Origin of the sequence: Corynebacterium sp. HMSC074E01 (assembly GCF_001808885.1) — a bacterium.
In the GTDB taxonomy this organism is placed as follows: Bacteria; Actinomycetota; Actinomycetes; order Mycobacteriales; family Mycobacteriaceae; genus Corynebacterium.
On the sequence record NZ_KV794846.1, the window covers coordinates 70706 to 92333 of the forward strand.

The 21628-nt window shown below is 61.3% G+C and carries 19 protein-coding genes; 10 read left to right on the forward strand and 9 right to left on the reverse strand.

Features of this window, described 5'->3' with window-relative positions:
* Nucleotides 1-2: 2 nt before the first annotated feature.
* Together HMPREF2537_RS05695 and HMPREF2537_RS05700 are read right to left on the reverse strand one after the other, a co-directional pair.
* Entirely contained in the window at nt 3-1370 is a 1368-nt protein-coding gene (locus HMPREF2537_RS05695; protein ID WP_070526267.1) for a phosphomannomutase/phosphoglucomutase, read from the reverse strand.
* Nucleotides 1371-1475: 105 nt separating this feature from the next.
* Nucleotides 1476-1919 (reverse strand): DUF3499 domain-containing protein, encoded by a 444-nt coding sequence (locus HMPREF2537_RS05700; protein WP_012714896.1) that lies wholly within the window; start codon nt 1917-1919, stop codon nt 1476-1478.
* A 93-nt stretch (nt 1920-2012) separates the two neighbouring features.
* Between HMPREF2537_RS05700 and HMPREF2537_RS05705 the strand changes: the two genes are divergently transcribed.
* Nucleotides 2013-2483 carry a metallopeptidase family protein gene (locus HMPREF2537_RS05705; protein ID WP_070526269.1) on the forward strand — a complete coding sequence of 157 codons (471 nt, stop codon included), beginning with the start codon at nt 2013-2015 and terminating at the stop codon, nt 2481-2483.
* A 128-nt stretch (nt 2484-2611) separates the two neighbouring features.
* Here HMPREF2537_RS05705 and HMPREF2537_RS05710 read toward each other — a convergent pair whose 3' ends face one another.
* From HMPREF2537_RS05710 to HMPREF2537_RS05720, 3 genes are all read right to left on the reverse strand, one after another.
* Nucleotides 2612-2860: a WhiB family transcriptional regulator gene (locus HMPREF2537_RS05710; RefSeq protein ID WP_005528147.1), complete on the reverse strand. Its 249-nt coding sequence runs from the start codon at nt 2858-2860 to the stop codon at nt 2612-2614.
* Nucleotides 2861-3349: 489 nt separating this feature from the next.
* Nucleotides 3350-4444, reverse strand: coding sequence for a mannose-1-phosphate guanylyltransferase (locus HMPREF2537_RS05715; RefSeq protein ID WP_070526273.1), 1095 nt, complete (start codon nt 4442-4444; stop codon nt 3350-3352).
* A 56-nt stretch (nt 4445-4500) separates the two neighbouring features.
* A complete protein-coding gene (locus HMPREF2537_RS05720) occupies nt 4501-5412 on the reverse strand; it encodes a glycosyltransferase family 2 protein (protein ID WP_210383626.1) in 912 nt (303 codons plus the stop codon).
* 53 nt (nt 5413-5465) lie between these two features.
* Here HMPREF2537_RS05720 and HMPREF2537_RS05725 point away from each other — a divergent pair, with 53 nt between their 5' ends.
* From HMPREF2537_RS05725 to HMPREF2537_RS05735, 3 genes are all read left to right on the forward strand, one after another.
* Nucleotides 5466-7118, forward strand: a complete 1653-nt coding sequence (locus tag HMPREF2537_RS05725; RefSeq protein ID WP_210383623.1) for an LCP family protein — start codon at nt 5466-5468, stop codon at nt 7116-7118.
* Nucleotides 7119-7210: 92 nt separating this feature from the next.
* The gene (locus HMPREF2537_RS05730; RefSeq protein WP_070526280.1) at nt 7211-7921 is read left to right on the forward strand and encodes a TIGR03089 family protein; all 711 of its coding nucleotides are present in this window, start codon (nt 7211-7213) and stop codon (nt 7919-7921) included.
* A gap of 24 nt (nt 7922-7945) precedes the next feature.
* Nucleotides 7946-8668, forward strand: a complete 723-nt coding sequence (locus HMPREF2537_RS05735; RefSeq protein ID WP_070526283.1) for a sulfite exporter TauE/SafE family protein — start codon at nt 7946-7948, stop codon at nt 8666-8668.
* An 88-nt stretch (nt 8669-8756) separates the two neighbouring features.
* On the opposite strand, the gene HMPREF2537_RS05740 is transcribed toward HMPREF2537_RS05735, so the two are convergent.
* Complete coding sequence (locus tag HMPREF2537_RS05740) at nt 8757-9689, reverse strand: endonuclease domain-containing protein (protein WP_070526286.1); 933 nt, start codon at nt 9687-9689, stop codon at nt 8757-8759.
* A gap of 178 nt (nt 9690-9867) precedes the next feature.
* Nucleotides 9868-10749, reverse strand: coding sequence for a LysR family transcriptional regulator (locus tag HMPREF2537_RS05745; RefSeq protein ID WP_246818713.1), 882 nt, complete (start codon nt 10747-10749; stop codon nt 9868-9870).
* Nucleotides 10750-10878: 129 nt separating this feature from the next.
* Here HMPREF2537_RS05745 and HMPREF2537_RS05750 point away from each other — a divergent pair, with 129 nt between their 5' ends.
* The 5 genes from HMPREF2537_RS05750 to HMPREF2537_RS05770 all read left to right on the forward strand — a co-directional run bounded on the left by HMPREF2537_RS05750 (nt 10879) and on the right by HMPREF2537_RS05770 (nt 17237).
* Entirely contained in the window at nt 10879-12525 is a 1647-nt protein-coding gene (locus tag HMPREF2537_RS05750; protein WP_070526291.1) for a thiamine pyrophosphate-dependent enzyme, read from the forward strand.
* Nucleotides 12526-12537: 12 nt separating this feature from the next.
* Complete coding sequence (locus HMPREF2537_RS05755) at nt 12538-13875, forward strand: aromatic amino acid transport family protein (protein ID WP_070526294.1); 1338 nt, start codon at nt 12538-12540, stop codon at nt 13873-13875.
* Between the two features lie 13 nt (nt 13876-13888).
* On the forward strand, nt 13889-14929 hold the full coding sequence (locus HMPREF2537_RS05760; RefSeq protein WP_070526297.1) for a histidinol-phosphate transaminase: 1041 nt from the start codon (nt 13889-13891) through the stop codon (nt 14927-14929).
* A gap of 148 nt (nt 14930-15077) precedes the next feature.
* Nucleotides 15078-16454, forward strand: a complete 1377-nt coding sequence (locus tag HMPREF2537_RS05765; protein WP_070512293.1) for an NAD-dependent succinate-semialdehyde dehydrogenase — start codon at nt 15078-15080, stop codon at nt 16452-16454.
* A 9-nt stretch (nt 16455-16463) separates the two neighbouring features.
* Nucleotides 16464-17237, forward strand: coding sequence for a nuclear transport factor 2 family protein (locus HMPREF2537_RS05770; RefSeq protein WP_070526301.1), 774 nt, complete (start codon nt 16464-16466; stop codon nt 17235-17237).
* Between the two features lie 193 nt (nt 17238-17430).
* Here HMPREF2537_RS05770 and HMPREF2537_RS05775 read toward each other — a convergent pair whose 3' ends face one another.
* The gene (locus HMPREF2537_RS05775) at nt 17431-18660 is read right to left on the reverse strand and encodes an aromatic amino acid transport family protein (protein WP_070526304.1); all 1230 of its coding nucleotides are present in this window, start codon (nt 18658-18660) and stop codon (nt 17431-17433) included.
* A 68-nt stretch (nt 18661-18728) separates the two neighbouring features.
* Entirely contained in the window at nt 18729-20057 is a 1329-nt protein-coding gene (gene gabT / locus HMPREF2537_RS05780; RefSeq protein ID WP_070526308.1) for a 4-aminobutyrate--2-oxoglutarate transaminase, read from the reverse strand.
* A gap of 117 nt (nt 20058-20174) precedes the next feature.
* Here gabT and HMPREF2537_RS05785 point away from each other — a divergent pair, with 117 nt between their 5' ends.
* Nucleotides 20175-21620: a PucR family transcriptional regulator gene (locus HMPREF2537_RS05785; protein WP_070526311.1), complete on the forward strand. Its 1446-nt coding sequence runs from the start codon at nt 20175-20177 to the stop codon at nt 21618-21620.
* Nucleotides 21621-21628 lie beyond the last annotated feature (8 nt).

The window sequence follows — 21628 nt, forward strand, 5'->3', positions numbered from 1 at the left end:
CGCTAGGCGCGGATGATGGCAAGCACCTCGTCGACGATGGCCTGCACCTCTTCGGCAGTTTTGGCCTCAACGTTGAGGCGCAGCAGCGGCTCGGTGTTAGAGGCGCGAACGTTGAACCACGCATCGGTGCCCTTCAGCTGTACGGTCACGCCATCGAGCTCGTCGACGGACTCAATCTTGTCCGCCAGCTCATCCAACACGCGCTGCGTCGTGGCCTTCTGGTCATCCACAGTGGAGTTGATCTCACCCGAAGCCTCGTAGCGCGAGTACTGCGCCATGAGCTCGCTCAGCGGCTTGTCCTGTTCACCCAGGGCCGCCAGTACGTGCATGGCCGCGAGCATGCCGGAGTCCGCATTCCAGAACTCCTGGAAGTAGTAGTGAGCGGAGTGCTCGCCGCCAAAGACCGCCTTCTCCTTGGCCATCTGGGCCTTGATGAAGGAATGGCCCACGCGGGTACGAACGGCCTTGCCGCCCTTTTCCGCGATGAGCTCCGGAACGGTCTTGGAAGTAATCAGGTTATGGATGACGGTGGCACCAGGGAACTTGTCCAGGTAGCGCTCCGTCACCAGCGCACAAATAGCGGAAGGCGGCACCGGCTGGCCCTTCTCATCCACCACGAAGCAGCGATCCGCATCACCGTCGAAGGCAAGGCCGATATCCGCCTTCTGCTCAACGGTGAACTTCTGCAGGTCCACCAGGTTCTTCGGATCCAGCGGGTTGGCCTCGTGGTTAGGGAAGGTACCGTCCAGCTCAAAGTAGAGGTCACGCACGTCGAAAGGCAGCCCCTCGAAGACCGCCGGGACGGTGTGCCCACCCATGCCGTTCGCGGCGTCGACAGCCACGACCAGTGGGCGGGAGTTCTCCAGCGGCACCAGGCCGCGCAGGAATGCCGCGTAGTCCGGCAGAACCTCGCGCTCGGTCACGGTGCCCGGCTCGCCATCGAAGGCCGGGGTGCCGTCAATCAGCATGTCCTTGATCTGCTCCAGACCGGTCTCCTGTCCCACCGGAACAGCACCCGCGCGGCAGAGCTTGATGCCGTTGTACTTAGCCGGGTTGTGAGAGGCGGTGAACATAGCGCCCGCACAATTCAGGTGGCCGGCAGCGAAATACAGCTCATCGGTCGAGGTCAAGCCGAGCTGAATGACGTTGAGGCCCTGCGCGGCAGCGCCCTCAGCAAAGGCGGCGGCCAGCTGCGGGGAGGACGGACGCATGTCGTGGCCCACTGCCACGGTGGTCTCCCCTTCCCCGCGGAGGATGGCGGCGTAGGCCGCGCCAGTATCGCGCACGAGGTTTTCGTCGATGTCCTCGCCCACAACACCACGGACGTCATAGGCCTTGATCACTGCATTGAGCTGTTCACGAGTTCGCATAGCCCACAAGCATACCCCCGTCGGACGCGAGCTACCGCGTCCGACGGGCCAAAAAGCGTCCGACGGACCAGTCAGTGTCCGACGGGCTAGAAAGCGCCCGAGTGGCTACTCTGCGTCCGGAACCACCGTCAGGTGAGCGCGGCGACGCTGGCGGGCATCGTGGACGCGGCGGGTTCGGAACACGGGGTGGTTCGAATTTCGCGGATCCGCGCCGTCGAAAGTAGCGGAATAGTCAATGGGATCGGCGCCGGAACCGGCAGTGGAATCATCCACCAAGCCAGTGGTCACGCGCCCGGCCTCCCGGACCGCCTCGGCGAGAGCTGTAAGGTCATCATCCTCATCGAGCTCGATGCGGTCAACGCGCACCATTTCCCATCCTTGCGGGGCGGTAATTCGTGCGCTGTGCTTTTCGCACAGATCCCAGGCATGGGGATCGGTTTCTTCGGAGAGCGGGCCCACGACGGCGGTTTGCTGCGCATAGGCGTAGGTCAACGTCGCCACGGCGGGACGGCCGCAGCCGGGGCGGGAGCAATGGCGAGAGCTATTCACGGGCCCAAGTCTAAACCCTAACTTGAGATTTAGATAGTTCAGCGCGGCGCGTCTCGCCACGAGCCCGCCTCGAAGCGGCTTAGACTAAGCCGCATGACCACGCCCCGCCCGCATATTCGCCCGGCCCGCCACCGCCATGGCCGTGGTGCCCGCGGGCCGCTGTTGCCGCAGAATACGCCGCGCTACCGCAGCAGCGCCGAGCGCTTCGACATGGCCGTGCTCGAGGCCTACTCCCCCATTCACAATGCCTTTGCCGAGCAGCTCACCGGGCTCGATCTCGCCGTTGATACCGTGCCCCGCATGCGCCTCTCAGCTGATATGACTGTGTTGCCGGATGAAATCATCGCGGATGGCCCCGTTCCGCTCGGGCGCATTGTCCCGGCGGGCGTTGATTCCGAAGGGCAGCCCACGCGCGCCCGGCTCGTCATTTTCCGCATGCCCGTGGAGGAGCGCGTGCACTCCGCGCAGGAGCGTGAAGAGCTACTGTCCACAGTGTTGACCGCTCTGGTTGCCAATTACCTCAACGTCGATCCCGGTGATATCGATCCGCGTTTTACTTGGTAAAGGCTAGGGGTGCGGAGCGACCCTGCCCTAAAACCACTACTCCCCCTCACCGCCGAGACCCGAGCCGAATGACATAGGACTGTGCAGTGAGGGGGAGTACTGGTGCTAGTTAGTAGCTGCTTTGAGCTCTAACCAATCTCACGCTTGAGGCGGCGACGCTCACGGTCCGAAAGCCCGCCCCAGATACCGAAGCGCTCGTCATGCTCCAAGGCATACTCGAGGCATTCATCACGCACCGCGCAGGCCTGGCAGATGCGCTTGGCCTCGCGGGTAGAGCCTCCCTTTTCCGGGAAGAATGCTTCTGGATCCGTCTGGGCGCACAGCGCCTGGTCTTGCCACTCCTGCTCGACGGCACCAAAGAGTTCATCGAGCGACATCTCTGCAGCAGCACCGCCACGGAGAATAGCGCTGTTATTCGTTGTATTGTCCACGCCGCTTCCTTTCTCCGAGGTCGTTTCTCTCTTGATTCGATGGCACCGACCCTACACCGAAAAGATTTTTCGGTGCCGTGCCCGCCGTGCCGTTGATTACACTGATGTCATTTCACACCGAATCACTAAATATCGTCAACCTGTCGCGGGAGATTTTTCGGCGGCTCCAGCGAAAACGCTGTACAGCATCCTCAACTTTCACATCCGTCACAGATTACCTATCTAGGGGGCAATCATCGGGGGTACTACATGTAGTGGCCACCCCCAACCCTGTGAACAATTCTAAGGTTGCTTCGGCGTGTCGCCACCCAGTTAGGCAAAACACATGGATCTCAATCGCACCATGAAAACCATGCGTCACGCCCAAAAGATATGGAAAGCACCGAGAAGGTTCCTTCCTCCTCGGTGCCTTGTCCTCCTTTTACGGCGCAGCGCTTAGGCGTCGGAACTAAAACGCACGCCCGCGTCCGGAATGCTCACGCCCGGGAAGACGCGCATGCCACCCTGCAGCTCACAGCGCGCACCAATGATTGCACCCTCGCCAATAACGCAGTTATCGATGTGCGCATTCGCACCGATGTGGGCACCCGAGGCAATGATGGAGTTGTTGATGATGGCACCCGGCTCAATGGTCACACCATCGAAGACCACCGTGCCATCCAAACGCGAACCCGCCCCAATGACGGAACCGCGGCCCACCGCCGTACCGGACAGAAGGAGCACACCACCGGCAATACCCGCAGACTCATCCACCACGGACTCACCCGTGCGGCCGACCAACAGCGGCGAATGCGCAATACCACGCACCAGATCAGAAGAACCGCGGACGAAATCATCCGGACGGCCCATATCGCGCCAGTAGGAATTATCCACGTGTCCGACCACAAGGCGGCCCGACTCCAGCAGCTGCGGGAAGGTCTCGCGCTCTACAGAAACCACGCGGTCAGCCGGGATGGTCTCAATGACATCCTTCTTGAACACGTAGCAGCCAGCATTAATTTGGTTCGTCGGCGGATCCTCCGTCTTCTCCAAAAAGGCCGTCACCCGGCCCTCTGAATCCGTCGGAACGCAACCAAAGGCGCGAGGATCAGCAACGTTGAGCAGGTGCATCGTCACGTCCGCATCCTTGGAGTGATGCGTATTGAGAATGCCGTTCAGGTCCATTCCGGACAAAACGTCACCGTTGAACACCATGACCGTATCTTGGCGCAGCTTGTCATAGACATTGCGGATACCGCCACCAGTGCCCAGAGCGGTCTCCTCCACCACGTACTCAATCTCCAGGCCCAGCTCGGAGCCGTCCCCGAAGTACTCCTCAAAGACCTCCGCCTTATAGGAGGTGGAGAGCACCACGTGCTCGATTCCTGCTTCCTTGATACGCGCAAGCAGGTGCTGCAGGAATGGGTAGTTGGCCGTGGGCAACATCGGCTTCGGCGTGCCAATCGTCAGCGGGCGCAGACGAGTGCCGCGACCTCCCACCAGAATGACGGCATCGGCCGTCGATCCCCACTGGGGCGCTGATTCAGTCATATCGTTCCTTAATCTCTTTTCAGATAAGCCACCGTTAGTGTATAAGCGCCCCAGCCCTAGGAGCCGTCGCGGCACGCGCTTAAAACCAGCCCGCGCACCCGCAATCCCAGCCACAAAGCCGCGCGCAGTGGCGCTTGGTACCAGTGCGGGTGCCTATCCGCTTGGAAGCGATAGGCAGAATCATGGTGGGCACGCAGCATCGCGCCGCGATGGGCCTGCGTCGAATGGCCCTTGGCGTGGGTAATCACCGCCGTGGGACAAAAGATATTCCGCCAGCCGGCGCGAGTGAAGCGGTCGCCTAAGTCCACGTCCTCCAAATACATGAAGTAACGCTCATCAAAGCCACCGATCTGCTCAAAAGCCTCCCATCGCACCAGCAGGCAGGAACCGGATAGCCAGCCGGCGGGGCGCTCGCTGTCCATGTCGGCATCATCGCGGTAGGCACGCGACCACGGATTGGAAGGCCAGATCGTGCCAAAGAGCGCATGGCCCACACCCGTCAACAACGTCGGCACCGCGCGTGCAGAGGGATAGTTGCTGCCATCCGGCTCCACGATGCGCGGCCCCACCGCCGCGGCATCTGGGTGGCGGCGCGCGCACGCGATCAGCTCATCCAGAGAACCTTCGCTAAACGCCACGTCCGGGTTAGCAATGAGAAAGAACTCTTCATCGACGCCTTTCGCTCGAGCGAAACGCGCGCCGGCATTCATTCCGGCGCCATAACCGAGGTTTCCCCCGGTATCGAGGAATTCCACGTCCGCGTGCTCCCGCGCGGCGGCGTCCGGCACCCCGTCGGTCGAGCCGTTGTCGGCAAGGATGATGAGGGTAGGCTGGGACGTCGCCAAGCGCAGCGATGACAAGAAATCGCTGAGGTAACGGCCAGGAGAAAAGGTCACGGTGACCACGGCCAGGGGTTTCTGTATATTCTTCACGATGAATTTGAGCGTACCCAACGCCAGCGCGCGCACGCGCCCGCGACACTGCTTCACGTTTTTGCAGCGAGCTCACCTAAACTAGTCCCGTGACTTCCCCGAACTCCCCGCGCGCCGCCCGCCATATCCAGGCCGCGCCCTCGCAGTCCGCGCCCACCGCCCAACGAGGATCGACGCCGGTGAAAGCCATCGTCGCTTTCTTGTCCGCCGTCGTCCTCGTGGTCTCCGGCGTGGGCTACTTCACCGTGGGAAAGCTGGGAAATGATATTTCCTCCGCATCCAACCTGGCGCTGGGCAACCAGGGTGGTTTCAAGGACAGCAGTCTCGATGGCGCGGTCGATATCTTGCTCGTGGGCAAGGACTCGCGCACCGATGCCAAGGGGAATCCGCTTTCAGAACAGGAGCTGGCAGATCTGCATGCTGGCGTGGACGAAGGAGAGGAAAACACGGACACCATCATGGTGATCCGTATTCCCAACGACGGCTCGCGCGCCACGGCAGTATCCATTCCGCGCGATACCTATGTCCACGACGAAGACTTCGGAAACACGAAGATCAACGCCGTCTTTGCGCAACACAAGGTAGCCAAGATGGAGGAGCTGCAGCAGGACAACGTGGAGGCTGAGGCAGCGGGCAAGAAGGCACCTCACACGGACAAGGAGATCGAAAAGGAAAGCACGGAGGCCGGCCGTTCTGGTCTCATTTCGATGGTGCACCAACTCACTGATGTCAGCGTTGACCACTACGCTGAGGTGGGCTTGCTGGGCTTCGTGCTGCTTACCGACGCCGTCGGGGGCGTCGATGTCTGCCTCAACGACGCCGTCGATGATCCGATGTCGGGCGCCAAGTTCCCGGCCGGACGCCAAACTTTGCAGGGCCCCGAGGGCCTGTCCTTCGTGCGTCAGCGCTACGATCTCCCGCGCGGTGACCTTGACCGCATCGTTCGCCAGCAGGCCTACATGGCATCGCTGACCTCGAAGGTACTGGACTCGGGAACGTTGACCTCCCCGGGCAAACTCAACAAGATTGCCGATGCCGTGGAGCGCTCCGTGGTCATCGATGACGGTTGGGACATCATGGGCTTCGTTACCCAGCTGGCTGGGCTGGCCGGCGGCAACGTGACCTTTACGACGATCCCGGTGACCTCCATTTCCGGCGTGGGTGATTATGGCGAATCGGTGGTGACCATCGATACCGCGGAGGTACATCGCTTCATGGAGGATCTGGCCAAGTCCCAGGAAAAGGCCGAGGAAGACGAAAAGTCTGAGGATGCCGCCACGGACGAGGGCAACAACAATGGCGAAAAGCCCGTGGCTGAGGACCTCAATCTGCACGTCCTCAACGCCGGCAACGTCGACGGAATGGCCGGCGGAATCGGCGCATGGCTGAAGAACGTGGGCTACACCGTGGAGCGCACGGCCAATGCGCAGTCGGGCCTGTATACCGAGTCCCAGATTGTGGCTGCGGATGCTAACGATGAGCGCGCCCTGGCCCTAGCCGAGCAGCTCGGCGGACTGCCGGTCACGGCCAACGAGGAGCTCGAGCCGGATACCTTCATCGTGGTGGCCACTGATGATTACGCCGGCCCGAAGGATGATTCCGCACAGGAAGAAGAGGCTGCTGCGGAGCCTGACCAAGGCGGTGAAACCCAGCAGGTAGGTACCCCGGGCGATGACTTCGGTACCGCGGAGGTTTCGCCTGAGATCGACGCCGGCGGCGACGGCCCGCGCTGCGTCAACTAAACGTGCCGCGAGTGAAGCTCGCCGCGCGCCCAAAGGCCTAGTCACCGGCCGTTCGTGGCGGGCTGAGCGCCTGCCACCTACGATGGGCGGACATGGAACTCCTACAGCATCTCCTGTCCGCCGATGCCTCTGCTCCCCGGCTCAGTGTTTATAACGAAACTGACGGCACCCGCATGGACTTCTCGGCGCAAACGCTGGAGAACTGGACCTCCAAGATTGCCAACATGCTGCTGGAGGAGCTCGACCTCGAACCGGACACGGACTCCCGTATCCTCATTGACCTTCCGGTGTCCTGGCAGGCTGCCGTCATTGCGCTTGGGGCGCTAGCCGCCGGCATCCCCTTTGACATTACGGATGGTGCGGCTGCCCCAGAGCCGCACGCCGATGATGTCGCCGTGGTGTTCACCTCCCCGGAGGCCTACCTCAAGGCTGCGGCGGACGCGGGCGCCGGCTCTGCATCAGCACCGCTGGTCGATACGGTGCTAGTCACCCAGGATCCTTTTGGCCGCGGCGTTGTCGAAAGCGGCGGCGAGCTGCCATTGGGCACCATCGACTTCGGCCCCACCGTACGCTTTTATGGCGATCACTTCTATGGCACCACTACCCCGCTACCGGAGCTTTTCCCCACGAATTTAGGCGCTGAGCGCGTACTTTCCCAAGGCTGGACGGACAGCCCCTCCTTCGAGCGGGCCGTCCTCGAACCGCTGGCTGCGGGCGGCTCAGCCGTCATCGTGACGGGCTTGTGCTCGGCCGATCGTTTGGCGGACATCGCTGCCAACGAGAAGGTCACCGTCCGCTCCTAAAGCTTGTCGTGAGATAGTAGAGCAATGTTCAGCTGGCTCTATATCTTCATCGGCGTGCTCATCCTCGTGGGCACAATCTGCCAGGGCACCATCGGATTTGGGCTGGGCACCATCGCCACCCCAATCTTGGCGCTGATCAAGCCGGAGCTGGTTCCCACGTTCATCCTCCTGCTGGCATTCGTCATTTCAACCACGACGATGCTCAAGTCACGCTCGGCGGTGTCGTGGGACATCGTGACTATCTCCTCCATCGCGCGCATCCCCGGCTCGCTCGCGGGTGCGTGGGCGATTGCCTCCCTCTCCCACCGCGGGCTCTCCCTATTCATCGGCTGCGCGGTCATCTTCGCCATGACCTTGTCCAGCCTCGGCTGGTCACCCAAGCACACCACGACCAACATTGCTGTCGCGGGCGCTACTTCCGGATTCCTGGGCACGTCGACCTCCATCGGTGGCCCGCCCATGGCGCTGGTGCTTAAAGGCTATGACCCAGCCCGCATACGCGGAACCCTGTCGGGCACCTTCATCATCGGCTCCACCATCTCGCTGGCAATCTTGGGCTTGAACGGGCAAATCACCAGCCTGCAGCTCACCGCCGCCGCGGCCTACCTGCCGGTAGCCATCCTGGGCCTCATTGCCGCCAGCTACCTCAACCGTTTCATCAACGCCACGGTGCTCAACCGCATTGTCATCGTCGTAGTTATCAGCGCGGCATTGGCGCTCATTGTTGAGGGGCTGGTTGCTGCCTAGCGTCCGCGACCTGCTGCCAGGACCACGCTCCACACTGTCCGTTCTGCCAAAGTTCGCGGCTCCGATTCAAGATCTGGCAATAACTTCGTCATCTAGGGCAGTTGGGTGGCCCCGGAAAGTCTGGCGGTTCCGGCGGCACAGGCGGCAGATACCTCAAATGCTCGCTGTACTCCCAGGGCTTTGGTTTGGGCGGCAACACTCCCTCGTGCCAAAATCCGATGAATTTGAAGTAGCGCTTCTCAAAGTCCGGATTCCTGGCATTAGCTATCTGGTCGATTACATAGTCCAGATGATGAGCCACGCAATGACCTGTGTAGCGCAGCGTTAACCACCCAATCAGAGCACCTTCGTTGTTCTTCCAGTGGTCCCGCAACCATGACTCTTGCTGGGAATGGAATTTCATCCCGTTGATTTCTACCGCGATCTTGAGCTCTGGGAGCACGATATCCCAGGTGTAGTGACCGATAACAACGTTGCACTCGACCTTGAGCCCACGCCTTTTCAGCCCCTTCGCCACTTTCACCTCCGCACCAGAATCGGTGAATAGCGCGGCTTGGTCCAGCATGCGTTGGCTTACCACAGGGATAACATTGAGTGCTTCGCGGTGACTATCCAGTCGGGCTCGTCCGGCTTTCGAGGAATAGATGGACTCAAAAACGCGAATCCCCATTTCAGGGCTCACGGACTTCATAGCGACAAGAGGATTAAGAATCCGGATCCCAGACGAGGTAACAAAGCTTTCGACGCTCACCCGCGAGTGCACATAAAAAGTCGATGCCGGCATTCTCTCCACACTGGCGAGCTTCAGTGGAAAAGTAACTGTCTCTCCAAGAAGCACCTGGGCAGCCGTTGTTCCTGTCGCCTTAAGGAATGGCCGGTGCTCCTGTAGCAGCTTCAACAGTTCTAATGGCTCGGGCCTGCCCCAGACATAGAGCCCCTTGGCCAGTCGCGTTACTTCTCCTCGGCGCACGCGAGTTGCAAGCACACCTTTAGACAGATCGCGCACAATGCCATGTCTCATGTCATTTCCCCCCCCCCGGAAGATTAAGCCCCAAGGTAACACGGTTCACCGCTGAGTGCTGCGCAGCTGCCATTGCTGCCAAAGTTATCGCTTCTGATTCAGGCCAGAACTTTGGCAACTGGGGCAGTTTTATCCACCGCACACCAAGCGCACACCGCCCAGCGCCCAGAAGCAGACCCTAGCGAAGCGAACCCTCAATAAAACTCCGGAACCGCCGCGCAATCTGTGCAATCTCCTGCCCCGCGAAGTGCCCCGGGGACCAGGCCGCGACCAGCGGCACCCCGCCCAGGGTCTTTTCACCATCGACCACGTCGAAGCCCACCAGCCGCGGAGGCTGCAGCTCTGTCATCAGGGCCACGGCTCGGCCCGAGCGGGCCAAGGCACTCAAGGTTGCGGTGTCATCGCACTCGGCATGCGAGCCCAAGGCACAGCCGGCCGTGCCCACGAAGGAATCCACCACCCCGCGGGACACGCTGCGCCGCGAGGGCAGAGCCACCTTTTCTTGCAATAACCGTCTAACCTCCACGCTGGTCGAACCCGCACACTCCAATGCCATTGGGTGCGTCGGCGGCACCCAGGCACGCACCGGAATCGTGCCCAAAGCCAGTGAGGCCACGTCATTGCCTGGCGGGATGGTGGCAATCACCACGTCGGCGGAGCCTTCCAGCGCGTCAAAGACGTCGTAGTGCGTGACCGGGGTCGTTGTGAGCAGAGGGATAGTCTGGCCAGCGGCCTCAATAAAGGGCGCAAGCAGAGTCGAAATCGTCGTCGGCGTAGCAGCCACACGCAGTGCCGGGATACTGCCCGCGCGAAGTGCCTCCACTGCCTGCCCGGCGCGCGCAGATTCGGCGAGGAGGCGGCGGCAGGTCGGGATGAGGGCATGTGCAGCGTCGCTAAGCACTAGTGAGGACCCTGCCCGCACGAAGAGTTGCAGGTCCAGCTCTTTTTCAAAGCGCCGCAGCTGGCGGCTCAGCGCCGGCTGGGTAATACCCAGGCGCGCCGCGGCAGCGGTCACCGTGCCAGCCTCAGCCACCGCAAGGAAATATTTGGCCTTCACCATGTCCATTCCCCCACTTCTACCACGGCACATGCCTTTAGGGTATGGGTTTCCAGCTTTCTAGACATTAGACAACATGACATCAGCAAAGAATAATGAGACCACCACCACAACAACACCAGGGAGGTTTCCATGTCACATGTCGGCGCCGCTATTGCCGAATCCCTCGCCGCGCACAACGTCACCCGCGCTTTCCTCGTGCCCGGCGAAAGCTTCCTTCCCGTCCTCGACGGCCTCTACGATTCCCCCGTTAAGGCCATCGTCACCCGCCACGAAGGCGGTGCCACCTACATGGCCGAAGCCCACGGCAAGGCTACCGGCCAACCGGGCGTCGCCATGGTCACCCGCGGGCCCGGGGCGGCCAACGCCTACGTGGGCATCCACACCGCCTGGCAGGATGCCACCCCGCTCGTCCTCTTCGTGGGCCTCATCCCCACCTCCGACCGCGACCGCGAGTCCTTCCAGGAATTCGACCCCAAGGCCTGGTTCGGCACCCAGGCCAAGCAGGTCTTCGTCCTCGATGATCCCTCGCGCGCCTCCCGCGTCGTGGCCGAAGCTTTCTTCCAAGCCCAGCAGGGCCGCCCCGGCCCCGTCATCGTGGGCCTGCCGGAGGATATTCTCCACCAGGAGTACACGGGCACCATCCATCCGCCCATCCCGGTTGCGGAAGGCGCGCTTTCCGACGATCACCTGGACCTCCTCTCCCGCGAGCTGAGCCGCGCAGAGCGTCCACTCATTTTTGCCGGCGGTCCGCGCTGGACCCCGGAGGCCGCAGAGAAGATCACTCGCTTCGCCGAAGAGCACCGCATCCCGATCATTCAAGACTTCCGCGCCGCTGACCGCGTGCCTTTCGACTCCCCCGCCAACGCCGGCTGGCTCGGCTATGGGCGCGACCCACGCGCGGCACAACTTTTGGAAGCCGCCTCCCTCGTCATCGAAGTCGGTGCCGTTCTCGGTGATGTTCCCACCGATGGCTATACCTTGCGCCAGTCACCTCAGGCACGCAACATCGCGATCAATCCTGATACCAGCCTCCGCGGCCACTCCGTGGCGCTGCTAGAACACATCGTGGCGAGCCCCGTAGCCTTCGCTAACACCCTGGACCGCTTGAGCATCGAGGGCAAGGACAAGCGCGGCGAGTGGTTTGATAACGCGCACGCGAACCACCTCGACTTCGCCACTCTCCCCGAGCCAGCGGACTACCGTCCCGGAAAAGAAGGCACCGCCCACATGGAGGCCATCCTCGCAGCACTCCACGAACAGCTGCCGCAGGATCCCATCTACACCTTCGGCGCCGGAAACCACTGCATCTGGGCCCAACAATTCCTGCGCTCGCAGGTCTACCCCTCCCAGTTCAGCGTGCGCAACGGCTCGATGGGCTATTCCATCCCGGCCGCAGTAGCCACCAAACTGCAGTTCCCGGAGCGCACCGTCGTCACCATTGCTGGCGACGGCGAATACCTCATGAACGGCCAAGAGCTGGCCACCGCACTGCAATACGGCGCGCCCTTCCTCATCATCGTCATGTCCAATGGCGAATTTGGAACCATCCGCGACCACCAGAAGAAGCACTTCCCTGATCGCGTCTCCGGCACCCAGCTGGTGAACCCAGATTTCGCGGCGGTAGCCCGCGGCTTCGGCGCTCACGGTGAGCTCGTTACCGACGACTCGCAGGCACAAGAGGCAGTAGCCCGGGCCCTGCGCGCCATCGCCGAAGACGGCGTACCAGCTCTCATCAACGTCATCACTGACCAGGACCACTCCCTACCCATCGACTAGAGGAGGCTCACCATGAGCTCTACCAATACTCCCTCAACAACATCCACACCGCCCACCAGTGACCTGAAAGAGGGCGAGCACATCGTGGGCGATGGGGTCGTCGCCAAGCAGCGCCCCGCCGCCTCCACCGCATCGTGGATCATTACGCTCTTCGGCACCGCCGTAGGTGCCGGCATCCTCTTCCTGCCGCTTAACGCCGGCGGATTTGGGTTCTGGCCGCTCGTCTTCGCTACGGTTTTCATCCTTCCGCTGGTGTACTTTTCACACCGCACCTATGCGCGCATCGTTGCCGGCGCACCCAAGGAGGACCACGGCAAAGACATCCTCGAGCTGGTTTCGCAATACCTGGGCAAAGGCCAAGGAATTGGCTTCGCGGTGCTGTACTGGATCACGGTCTTTTCCACCGTCCTGATCTACGGTGTCTCCATCACCAACGCGGTGGATAGCTTCATCGTCAACCAGCTGGGCGGGCCTTCCATCGACCGCTGGCTGCTGGCCACCATCTGCGTCGGAATCATGACCGGTGGTTTCGCCATCGGCCGCAAACCTATGATTTGGCTGGCCCAAGTGCTGGTCTACCCGCTGATTATCGCCCTGGCCATCACGTCCATCTACCTCATTCCGCGCTGGGACCTGCACAGCTTCATCCATTTTGACGATGGTGCCGATGGCTGGGGCCAGATGCTCAAGGGCATCTTCCTCATCCTTCCGGTGCTGGTCTTTTCCTTCTCCCACATGGCGGCGCTTTCGCAGTTCGCCATCGACATGCAGCCGCAGTACGGCGAGAAGACCGAGAAGCGCGTCTCCCGCACGGAGTTCTACACCGCCATCCTGCTCGTCGTCTTCACCATGTTCTTCGTGTGGTCCTGCGTCCTCGCGCTCGGCGCCGACGGTATGAATGAGGCACTCGAGCAAAACATCCCGGTGCTCTCCTATTTCGCCAACGTCACGGGCACTCCGTTCATGGCTTACATGGCCCCCATCGTGGTCATCTGCGCCATCGTCTCCTCCTACTTCGGCCACATGCTCGGTACCGAAGAGGGAACGGAATACCTGCTGAAGAACGCCGCGCCAAAGCTGGCGGAAAAGGTCTCGCACCGCACGCTGCTCAACATCATTTATCTCATCGCCTTCGTGTGCACCACGCTCGTGGCGATCTTCAACCCCTCCATTATTTCGATGATTTCCGTGGTCTCCGGTGTCTTCGTGGCGTTCATCGTCTACCTGGTTCCGGTGTACATGTTCAAGAAACTGGACGTGTACAAGCAATTCCGCAATGACCCGTGGAACTACTTCGTCTTCGGCATGGGCCTGCTGATTATGGCCGTGACCATCTGGGACATGATTTAGAAAGGACGTGATTATGCTTCGTAGTGATCTCTCAAGCTTCCCCGAGTACAAGGTGGGCAAGGATTTCCCCAATGCCTTGAAGCTCTCTTCCAACGAGGTCCCCTTCCCGCCTGCCGAGGACATCATTGCCGCGGTTGCCGACGCCGCCCGCACCACCAACCGCTACCAACAGCCCGGCAGCCTAGAGCTCACCAACGCCTTGTGCAATTACCTAGATGTCCCGGCGGAAAATATCTTCGTCTCGGCGGGTTCCACGCCCATCCTGCAGGCCACCATCTTGGCTTCTTGCCAGACGGGTGATGAGGTCATCGTGCCCTGGCGCAGCTTTGAGGCTTACCCCCTCTACGTGCGCATGGCCGGCGCGGAACCGATTCTGGTCCAGCTCACGGAGGATTACCGCGTCGATCTGGAGGCAGTCCTTGCCGCCCTGACGGAGAAGACCAAGCTCATCATCCTGTGCAACCCCAATAACCCGACGGGCACCGTCATCACGCGCGGTGAATTCCGCGCCTTCATGGACCGGGTGCCCAAGGACGTCGTCGTACTGCTGGATGAGGCTTACTGGGAATACAACGACGCCCCCGATACCCCGGATTCAGTGGAGGAATACCAGCGCTACCCCAATTTGCTCGGTGTACGCACCTTCTCCAAGGCATGGGGCCTGGCCGGCATGCGCGTGGGCTACGCGGTGGCTGGCCCAGAAATCATCAATGCTCTGCAGCTGCTCTCCCTGCCGCTAACGGTGACCGCCATGGCAGAAACTGCCGCGGTGGAGGTGCTCAAGCGCCATGACGAGCTTGACGACGCCGTCGAAATCACCAAAACACAACGCGACCGCGTCTGCGCAGAACTAGGGGCCGAGAAGTCCTACGGCAACTTCGTGTGGCTGCCGCGCGCGGATGCCGCGGAGGTGGAAACGAAGATGCTCGATGAAGGCGTGGTCATCCGCCGCTACCTCGATGAGGGCGTGCGCGTGTCCATTACCGATGAAGCCGAGACTACCCAGTTCTTGGAGGCCTGGCGCCGCGCGGGCATTCAGCCCTGGCGGGGCTAAGTGGCCTCCTTTCACCCCCTCAGTCCAAGTACCCCATAAGCCAATACTGAGACAAATGACATAAAGTGCAGAACCCTTGCAATAAGTCACAATCCGCCCCATAATGGGGTGCAACCCATACACACTTCAATCATTGGAGGATGAAGCAATGTCCGGATTTCGCGTAGAAAACCCCGCTACCGGTGAGGTTCTTGAGACTTTTGACCACGCCACTGACCAGGAAATCCTGGCCGCCGTTGATGGCGCGCACGAGGCATTCCTCAGTTGGCGCGATACCCCGATCGAGGAGCGCGCCAAGCTAGTCACGCGCGTTGCCGAGCTCTTCGAAGAGCGCAAGGATGAGCTCGCTGAGATCATTGCAACCGAAATGGGCAAGCCGGTCTCCGAGGGCCTCGAGGAGGCTGAGTTCAGCGGCGCTATCTTTGCCTACTACGCCGACAACGGCCCGAAGTTCGCCGCCGACGAGGAAATCCCCGTCGAGATGGACGGCAAGGGCTACATCCAGCGCCTCCCTATCGGCACTCTGCTGGGCATCATGCCGTGGAACTTCCCTTACTATCAGGTCGCGCGCTTCGCCGCACCAAACCTGATGTTGGGCAATACCATCGTCTTGAAGCACGCCACCATCTGCCCGCGCTCCGCGCTTGCCATCCAGAAGATCATGGATGACGCCGGTGTGCCCAAGGGCGTCTACACCAACATCTTCGCAACCCATGAGCAGGCAGAGAAGATCATCGAGCACAAGGAGCTGCGCGGTGTGTCCCTCACCGGCTCCGAGCGCGCAGGTGCCGCGGTGGGTTCTCTGGCTGCGAAGAACCTCAAGAAGGCAGTACTCGAGCTCGGTGGCTCCGATCCTTACGTCATCCTCGACACCGATGACGTCAAGCAGGCAGCCAAGGATGCGTGGGAGACCCGCATGTACAACACCGGCCAGGCGTGCAACTCCAACAAGCGCCTGATTGTGATGGAGGATATCTACGACGAGTTCGTCGCTGAGCTGGTCGAGCTCGCGAAGGCCATGAAGCCGGGTACCCCGCAGGAGGCTTCCGAAACTGTCTACACCCCGTTGTCTTCGCGCAGCGCGGCAGAAAACCTCAAGGATCAGATCGACCGCACCGTGGCGGCCGGCGCCACTCTGCACGTCGGCGGCGAGCTCGTCGATGAGAAGTCTTCCTACTTCAGCCCCGCCGTGCTGACCGATGTTCCGGTTGGCTCTGATGTCTACTACGAAGAGCTCTTCGGCCCGGTGGCCACCGTGTTCAAGGTCAGCAGCGACGAAGAGGCGCTGGAGCTGGCCAACGACACCCAGTACGGCCTGGGCGGTTGCGTCTTCTCCAAGGACGTCGAGCGCGCCGAGAAGATTGCCCAGCGCCTGGAGGTCGGCATGTCCAACGTCAACACCTACGCGGCGGAGGGCGCCGAAGTCCCCTTCGGTGGCGTGAAGAACTCCGGTTACGGCCGCGAGCTCGGCCCCTATGGCATGGATGAGTTCGTCAACAAGCGCACCTACTTCGTGGCCAACTAAGGAGATTCCATGACTTCACTAGGAAACTCTGTCCTCGAGGTTCACACCGCGCTTTTCGACGGCCACGATACCTCGGTCCTGGACAAGCACTTCGCCGATAACTTTGTGGAGCACTCTCCCCTCATCGCTAATGATGCAGAAGGGCTCAAGAAATTTGTCGCGGATCTGGGCGAGGGACTGAAGTACACCAACGCCCGCGTGATTACGGATGAAGCCAACGGCCTCGTTGCTTTGCATGGTCGCTTCGACGGCATCGAGGATGAGCCCTTCGTCGGTTTCGATATTTACCGCGTCGAGGGCGACAAGATTGTCGAGCACTGGGACAACCTCGTTCCCTTGGCAGAACCGAACGCAAGCGGCCGCACGCAGCTCGATGGCGCTACCGAAATCGGTGATGAGAGCCTCACCGAGCAGAACCGAGAGTTCGTCATCGAGTTCTTCACCCGCTCGCTCATCGGCGCTGATTACTCCGGTTTCATCGAAAACACCCGCGATGATCAGTTTGCCCAACATTCCCCTGACATCGCCGATGGTGCCGAAAACTGCGTCGACTTCCTCACCAAGCTGAAGGAAGATGGCGAGGGGCTGGAGTATGAGCGCATCCACCGCACGATTGCGCAGGGACAGTTCGTTCTGACCCATTCAGAAGGCAGCATCGCTGGTGCGCGCCATTCCTATTGCGAGCTGTGGCGCGTCGAGGACGGCAAGCTCGTCGAAATGTGGGATGCCATTTCTGAGGTCCCCTCCGATGACGAGGCACTTCATAACCACGGCATCTTCTAGGCCGTAACCTCGGTTACATCATGCTGAAAGGCTGGGCCGCTCCCGACATGGAGAGCGGCCCAGCCTTTTTTTCGGCACGAACTAGAGCCAGGTCCGGGCTACAACTGCCCGTTCTGCCAAATCCCTCGCTCCTGACTCAAGATCTGGCCCGAACTTTGGCAAGTAGGCGGGGTGTCGCGTCGAAAAGCCGGATCTAAGCCCAGCCTGCCGGCACCAACCCAAGGATAGAAATGATCGAGTAAAGGAAGGCCAAGACGTAGACCACGATGATGGTTCCTTGGATTACTGGGTGTGCGAGTCCGCCCACGTTCCAGCCTGGATCGCGGTCGCCCTTCTTTCGGGAGGCATGCAACAGCATCACCGGGATGACGGACATGATGGCGCCCGCAAAACCACCAGCATAGGACAACGCCGCAACGAAGCCACCGAGACCAGCAATGGAAATCACCAGTGGCGGAACAACCGTCAGCGCCACTGCCACAATGCGCTGGCCCTTCACGCCTTCCCAGTGGAAGATGTCTAGGACGTTGCGCATGGTGGTAAAACCAATCGCCAGGAAGGAGGTCAACATGGCCGCTAGGGCAAAGATGTTGGCCAGGTAGTAGGCCACCGGACCGAGTGCCTCTCCCCAGGCGATGGTCACCACTTCGGTGACCTCCATGCCAAGAAGGCCAAGCGCGGCAAAAGGTACCAACGCCAGGGTAAAGCCGGTGATGACCATGCCCATAACGATTGCCCGGGCGGTCTGCTGCGGCTTGGCCGGGTCCATGCCCTGCACCAGCTCCGGAACCACATACTGTGCCAAGAAGGAGAAGACCGCCAGATTCAGAATCGGGACGATGAAGAACGGGTGCATAACCAAAAGGTTGTCAATCTTGATTCCAGGGCCCAGAATCGTCCATCCGCAAAGGACAGCGATGATGATAGCCATTCCGGCCGTAATCGCGCCCTCGGTCTTACCCGTGGTGTGCAGACCGCGGTACATCACCCACGAGCCGAAGCCGAAGAAGATCAGCGTTCCGAGGAGTGGCGGCAGACCGAAGATGTTGTTGATCAAGTCGCCGGAACCGGCGGCATAGGCAATGAGCGCGCCGATGCCGTTAACGATGATGGCAACGAAGACCAGCCACCTGCCCCACTGCCCGAGGTAATGTTCGGCCAGTCCGGAGACTTGAAGCGTGGACTTGGTGCGCATGGCGGACTCCGCCACGTACAACATGGAAATGGTCGTGAGAGTACCGGCCACGAGCAGGGCAATGACGAGCGCAAGGAATCCGCCGTTGCGAGCGGCATAAGGAATGGAGAGGACTCCAGCGCCGATGTTGGTGCCAAAAATGAGGGCAACGCCCTGCGCAAAAGACAACGCAGGTTTGAATTCCGCCGCGGATTCATCCCTCTGCGGCACAGAAATTTTGTTGGACAAAGACTTCTCCGATGATTACTAAAACTTGTGCTCACCCAGCCAGCGCTGGGTGAGCACGTGATCTTGCCTTACTTGTATTCGTTGAACTGCTTCACGACGACCTGCAGCGCTTCACGCCACAGGTCTTCCGGGATAGCCAGAGAAGGCAGGAAGCGGATGACGTTGTGGTCGAGGCCGCAGGTCAGCAGCAGGACGCCCTCGGCCTTGGCGGCGTCGGCAATCTTGTGCACCAGCTCAGAGTCCGGCTCACCCTCAGCGGTAACAAACTCGAGGGCAAGCATGGCGCCGCGGCCGCGGAACTCGGCCACGCGCTCATCGCCCAGAATGGGTTCCAGCTCCTCGCGGGCGACCTTCTCTAGGTTCTGGGCACGCGCACCGAAGTCCTTCTCTTCGAATTCCTTGAAGGTTGCCAGCGCAGCAGCACAGGCCACCGGGTTACCGGTGTAGGTACCGCCCAGGCCACCCGGCTGCGGGGCATCCATGATTTCCGCACGGCCGGTCACTGCGGACAGCGGCATACCGGAGGCAATACCCTTCGCAATGGTCACCATGTCCGGAACAATGCCCTCATGGTCGGAGGCGAACCAGGTGCCGGTGCGCATCATGCCTGCCTGAATCTCGTCGACGATGAAGACCACGTCGTTCTCGTTGCACCACTTCTGGATTGCTGCGAGGTAGCCCTCGGCCGGGACGACGAAGCCGCCCTCGCCCTGAATCGGCTCAGCAACAACGCAGGCCAGATTAGCTGCGCCGACTTCCTGCTCAATCATGGTGATGGTCTTCTGGGCCGCCTCGGCGCCGCTCAGGCCGTCACGCAGCGGGTAGGACATCGGTGCGCGGTAAATCTCCGGGGCGAAGGGGCCGAAGCCATTCTTGTAGGGCGACTGCTTGGCGGTCATAGCCATGGTCAGGTTGGTGCGGCCGTGGAAGGCGCGGTCCATGACCACGACACCGCGCTTTCCGGTGTAGTTGCGGGCAATCTTCACGGCATTCTCGACGGCCTCTGCGCCGGAGTTAAACAGCGCGGTCTTCTTCGGGTGGTCACCCGGGGTGACCTCGTTGAGCTTTTCTGCCACGGCCACGTAGGACTCATACGGGGACACGGTGAAGGAGGTGTGGGTGAAGTGCGCGACGGCCTCCTGAACCGCGGCCACGACGGCCGGGTTCGAAGCACCAGCGGAGGTCACAGCGATACCGGAAGCGAGGTCGATGAAGCGGTTGCCGTCGGCGTCGGCAAGAATGCCGCCATCGGCATCCACTACGTAGCCCGGAAGTGACGGTGCCATGCCCGCGGGGAGGGCGTTCTTGCGGCGCTCATCCAGGGCGGCGCTCTTCGGGCCCGGGACCTGCTGACCCAGGTGACGGGACTGCTCAATGTGGTACTGAAGTTCCTGCATGGTCTTCCTTTTGTGTTCGGTTGAATAGGATGCCCCTTAGTGTGGCCCCCAACACGCCCCGAACACTATGGACACTATGTATAAATTTTGTTCCCACTACTGTGTAGTCTGTCCACCATGCGTGAGATTTCCTTCCATTGGCTGCTCAACCAGCGCTCTCTGAGCTTGCGGAGCGTCCTTAGCGCTAAAACCTCCTTCAACACCATTCACGCCTCCGAGCTCGCGGACCCCAGCGAGTTCACCTCCCCCGGCGCGCTCATGCTCACGTTGGGGCTTGCCTTCCAGGAGGCAGCCGAAGGATTCGAGCGCTATGTTGCGGCCCTCGCCGCGGCCGGCGTGCAGGGCATCGGCTTTGGCACCGGACTGGCCTTCAGTGAGGTTCCCGCAGAACTTATCCGCGCCTGCTCCCAGCACGACCTCACCCTCTTTGAAGTCCCGCGCGCCACCCGATTCGTTTCCATCACCACGGCCGTGGCTCAAGAACAGGCCCGCTTGGACAACAACGCGCACTTTGCACTCCACCGCCAGCAGGAGCGCCTCAACCAGGCGGCGGCCACGAACATCGGCGCACTCATCGCACAGGCAGGCAAGGAACTCGGCGCCGCGGTAGCGGTAGCCAGTTCCTCCGGAGCGGTGGTCAGCCGCAGCGATCGCGGCCAGCTCAGTGCAGCCGACGCCGCGGTGGAGGCCGCGGAGCAGACGGGGCGGGGAACGGGGACGTCGACAAGCACAGGCGCCACCATCACCAGCATTTTCGGCTCGGCGGGACGGCGCTGGGCCATCGCGGTAACGCGTGCAGAAAAATTCGATTCCTACTCTCGGGCGCTCATTCGGCACCTAGCGGGTCTGGCCAGCCTGCTCTTGGACCACCCCGACACCACTGCGCACACAATCCTCGGGGCATTGGCACTCGACGCCCAGCTCGCCGGCGTGAACTCCCCCGCTCTGCAGGCGGCTTTTCATATGGTCGATAGCCATGACCTCATAGATGTCCTGTTTCTCACGGCGCCTTCCCCCTCCCGCCTCACGCGGGCTTTGAGCGAAATTGGAAAAGCCGAGCCTCTCAGCCTCATCCGCCCGGACCACGATTCGGCACTTATCGCGCTTCCACCGGGCACCGTGCACCCGCAACTCCTTGGGAAGCACACGCGCTACCTCCGGGCATCTCACCTGCGGCACACACAATGGCAGACACTGACCCCAGCGCTTCTATCCTCACTCCACAACCACGCCCGCAGCCTCCCACTTGGCACGGTGGCGCCTTTCGACTCCGCTGCGCCCACGTGGTTGGCAGAGCCGGGCGTGCCCGAGGCTCTCGCCGCTCGGCGCGCAACCACGGTCAGCCTTCTAGCCGAGCACGATACGCAACACAACACCGAGCTGCTTACTACATTGCGAGCCTTCCTCGTGGGCAACGCCAACCTGGCCACCGCCGCCGCGGAGCTCGGCGTTCACCGCCACACCGTGCGCGCTCGGTTGGATAAAGTGGAGCAACTCTGCGGCGTGGACCTGGCCAACCCTGTAACCCGGGCGGAGCTTCTCTTACTCAGTATTGACTCTTAGCTGACTTT

Coding starts and splice junctions, on each gene's coding strand:
- HMPREF2537_RS05695 (WP_070526267.1), bottom strand. CDS start 1,370: ATGCGAACTCGTGAACAGCTCAATGCAGTGATCAAGGCCTATGACGTC.
- HMPREF2537_RS05785 (WP_070526311.1), top strand. CDS start 20,175: ATGCGTGAGATTTCCTTCCATTGGCTGCTCAACCAGCGCTCTCTGAGC.
- HMPREF2537_RS05740 (WP_070526286.1), bottom strand. CDS start 9,689: ATGAGACATGGCATTGTGCGCGATCTGTCTAAAGGTGTGCTTGCAACT.
- HMPREF2537_RS05745 (WP_246818713.1), bottom strand. CDS start 10,749: ATGGTGAAGGCCAAATATTTCCTTGCGGTGGCTGAGGCTGGCACGGTG.
- HMPREF2537_RS05760 (WP_070526297.1), top strand. CDS start 13,889: ATGCTTCGTAGTGATCTCTCAAGCTTCCCCGAGTACAAGGTGGGCAAG.
- HMPREF2537_RS05710 (WP_005528147.1), bottom strand. CDS start 2,860: ATGTCGCTCGATGAACTCTTTGGTGCCGTCGAGCAGGAGTGGCAAGAC.
- HMPREF2537_RS05750 (WP_070526291.1), top strand. CDS start 10,879: ATGTCACATGTCGGCGCCGCTATTGCCGAATCCCTCGCCGCGCACAAC.
- gabT (WP_070526308.1), bottom strand. CDS start 20,057: ATGCAGGAACTTCAGTACCACATTGAGCAGTCCCGTCACCTGGGTCAG.
- HMPREF2537_RS05765 (WP_070512293.1), top strand. CDS start 15,078: ATGTCCGGATTTCGCGTAGAAAACCCCGCTACCGGTGAGGTTCTTGAG.
- HMPREF2537_RS05735 (WP_070526283.1), top strand. CDS start 7,946: ATGTTCAGCTGGCTCTATATCTTCATCGGCGTGCTCATCCTCGTGGGC.
- HMPREF2537_RS05730 (WP_070526280.1), top strand. CDS start 7,211: ATGGAACTCCTACAGCATCTCCTGTCCGCCGATGCCTCTGCTCCCCGG.
- HMPREF2537_RS05770 (WP_070526301.1), top strand. CDS start 16,464: ATGACTTCACTAGGAAACTCTGTCCTCGAGGTTCACACCGCGCTTTTC.
- HMPREF2537_RS05755 (WP_070526294.1), top strand. CDS start 12,538: ATGAGCTCTACCAATACTCCCTCAACAACATCCACACCGCCCACCAGT.
- HMPREF2537_RS05705 (WP_070526269.1), top strand. CDS start 2,013: ATGACCACGCCCCGCCCGCATATTCGCCCGGCCCGCCACCGCCATGGC.
- HMPREF2537_RS05715 (WP_070526273.1), bottom strand. CDS start 4,444: ATGACTGAATCAGCGCCCCAGTGGGGATCGACGGCCGATGCCGTCATT.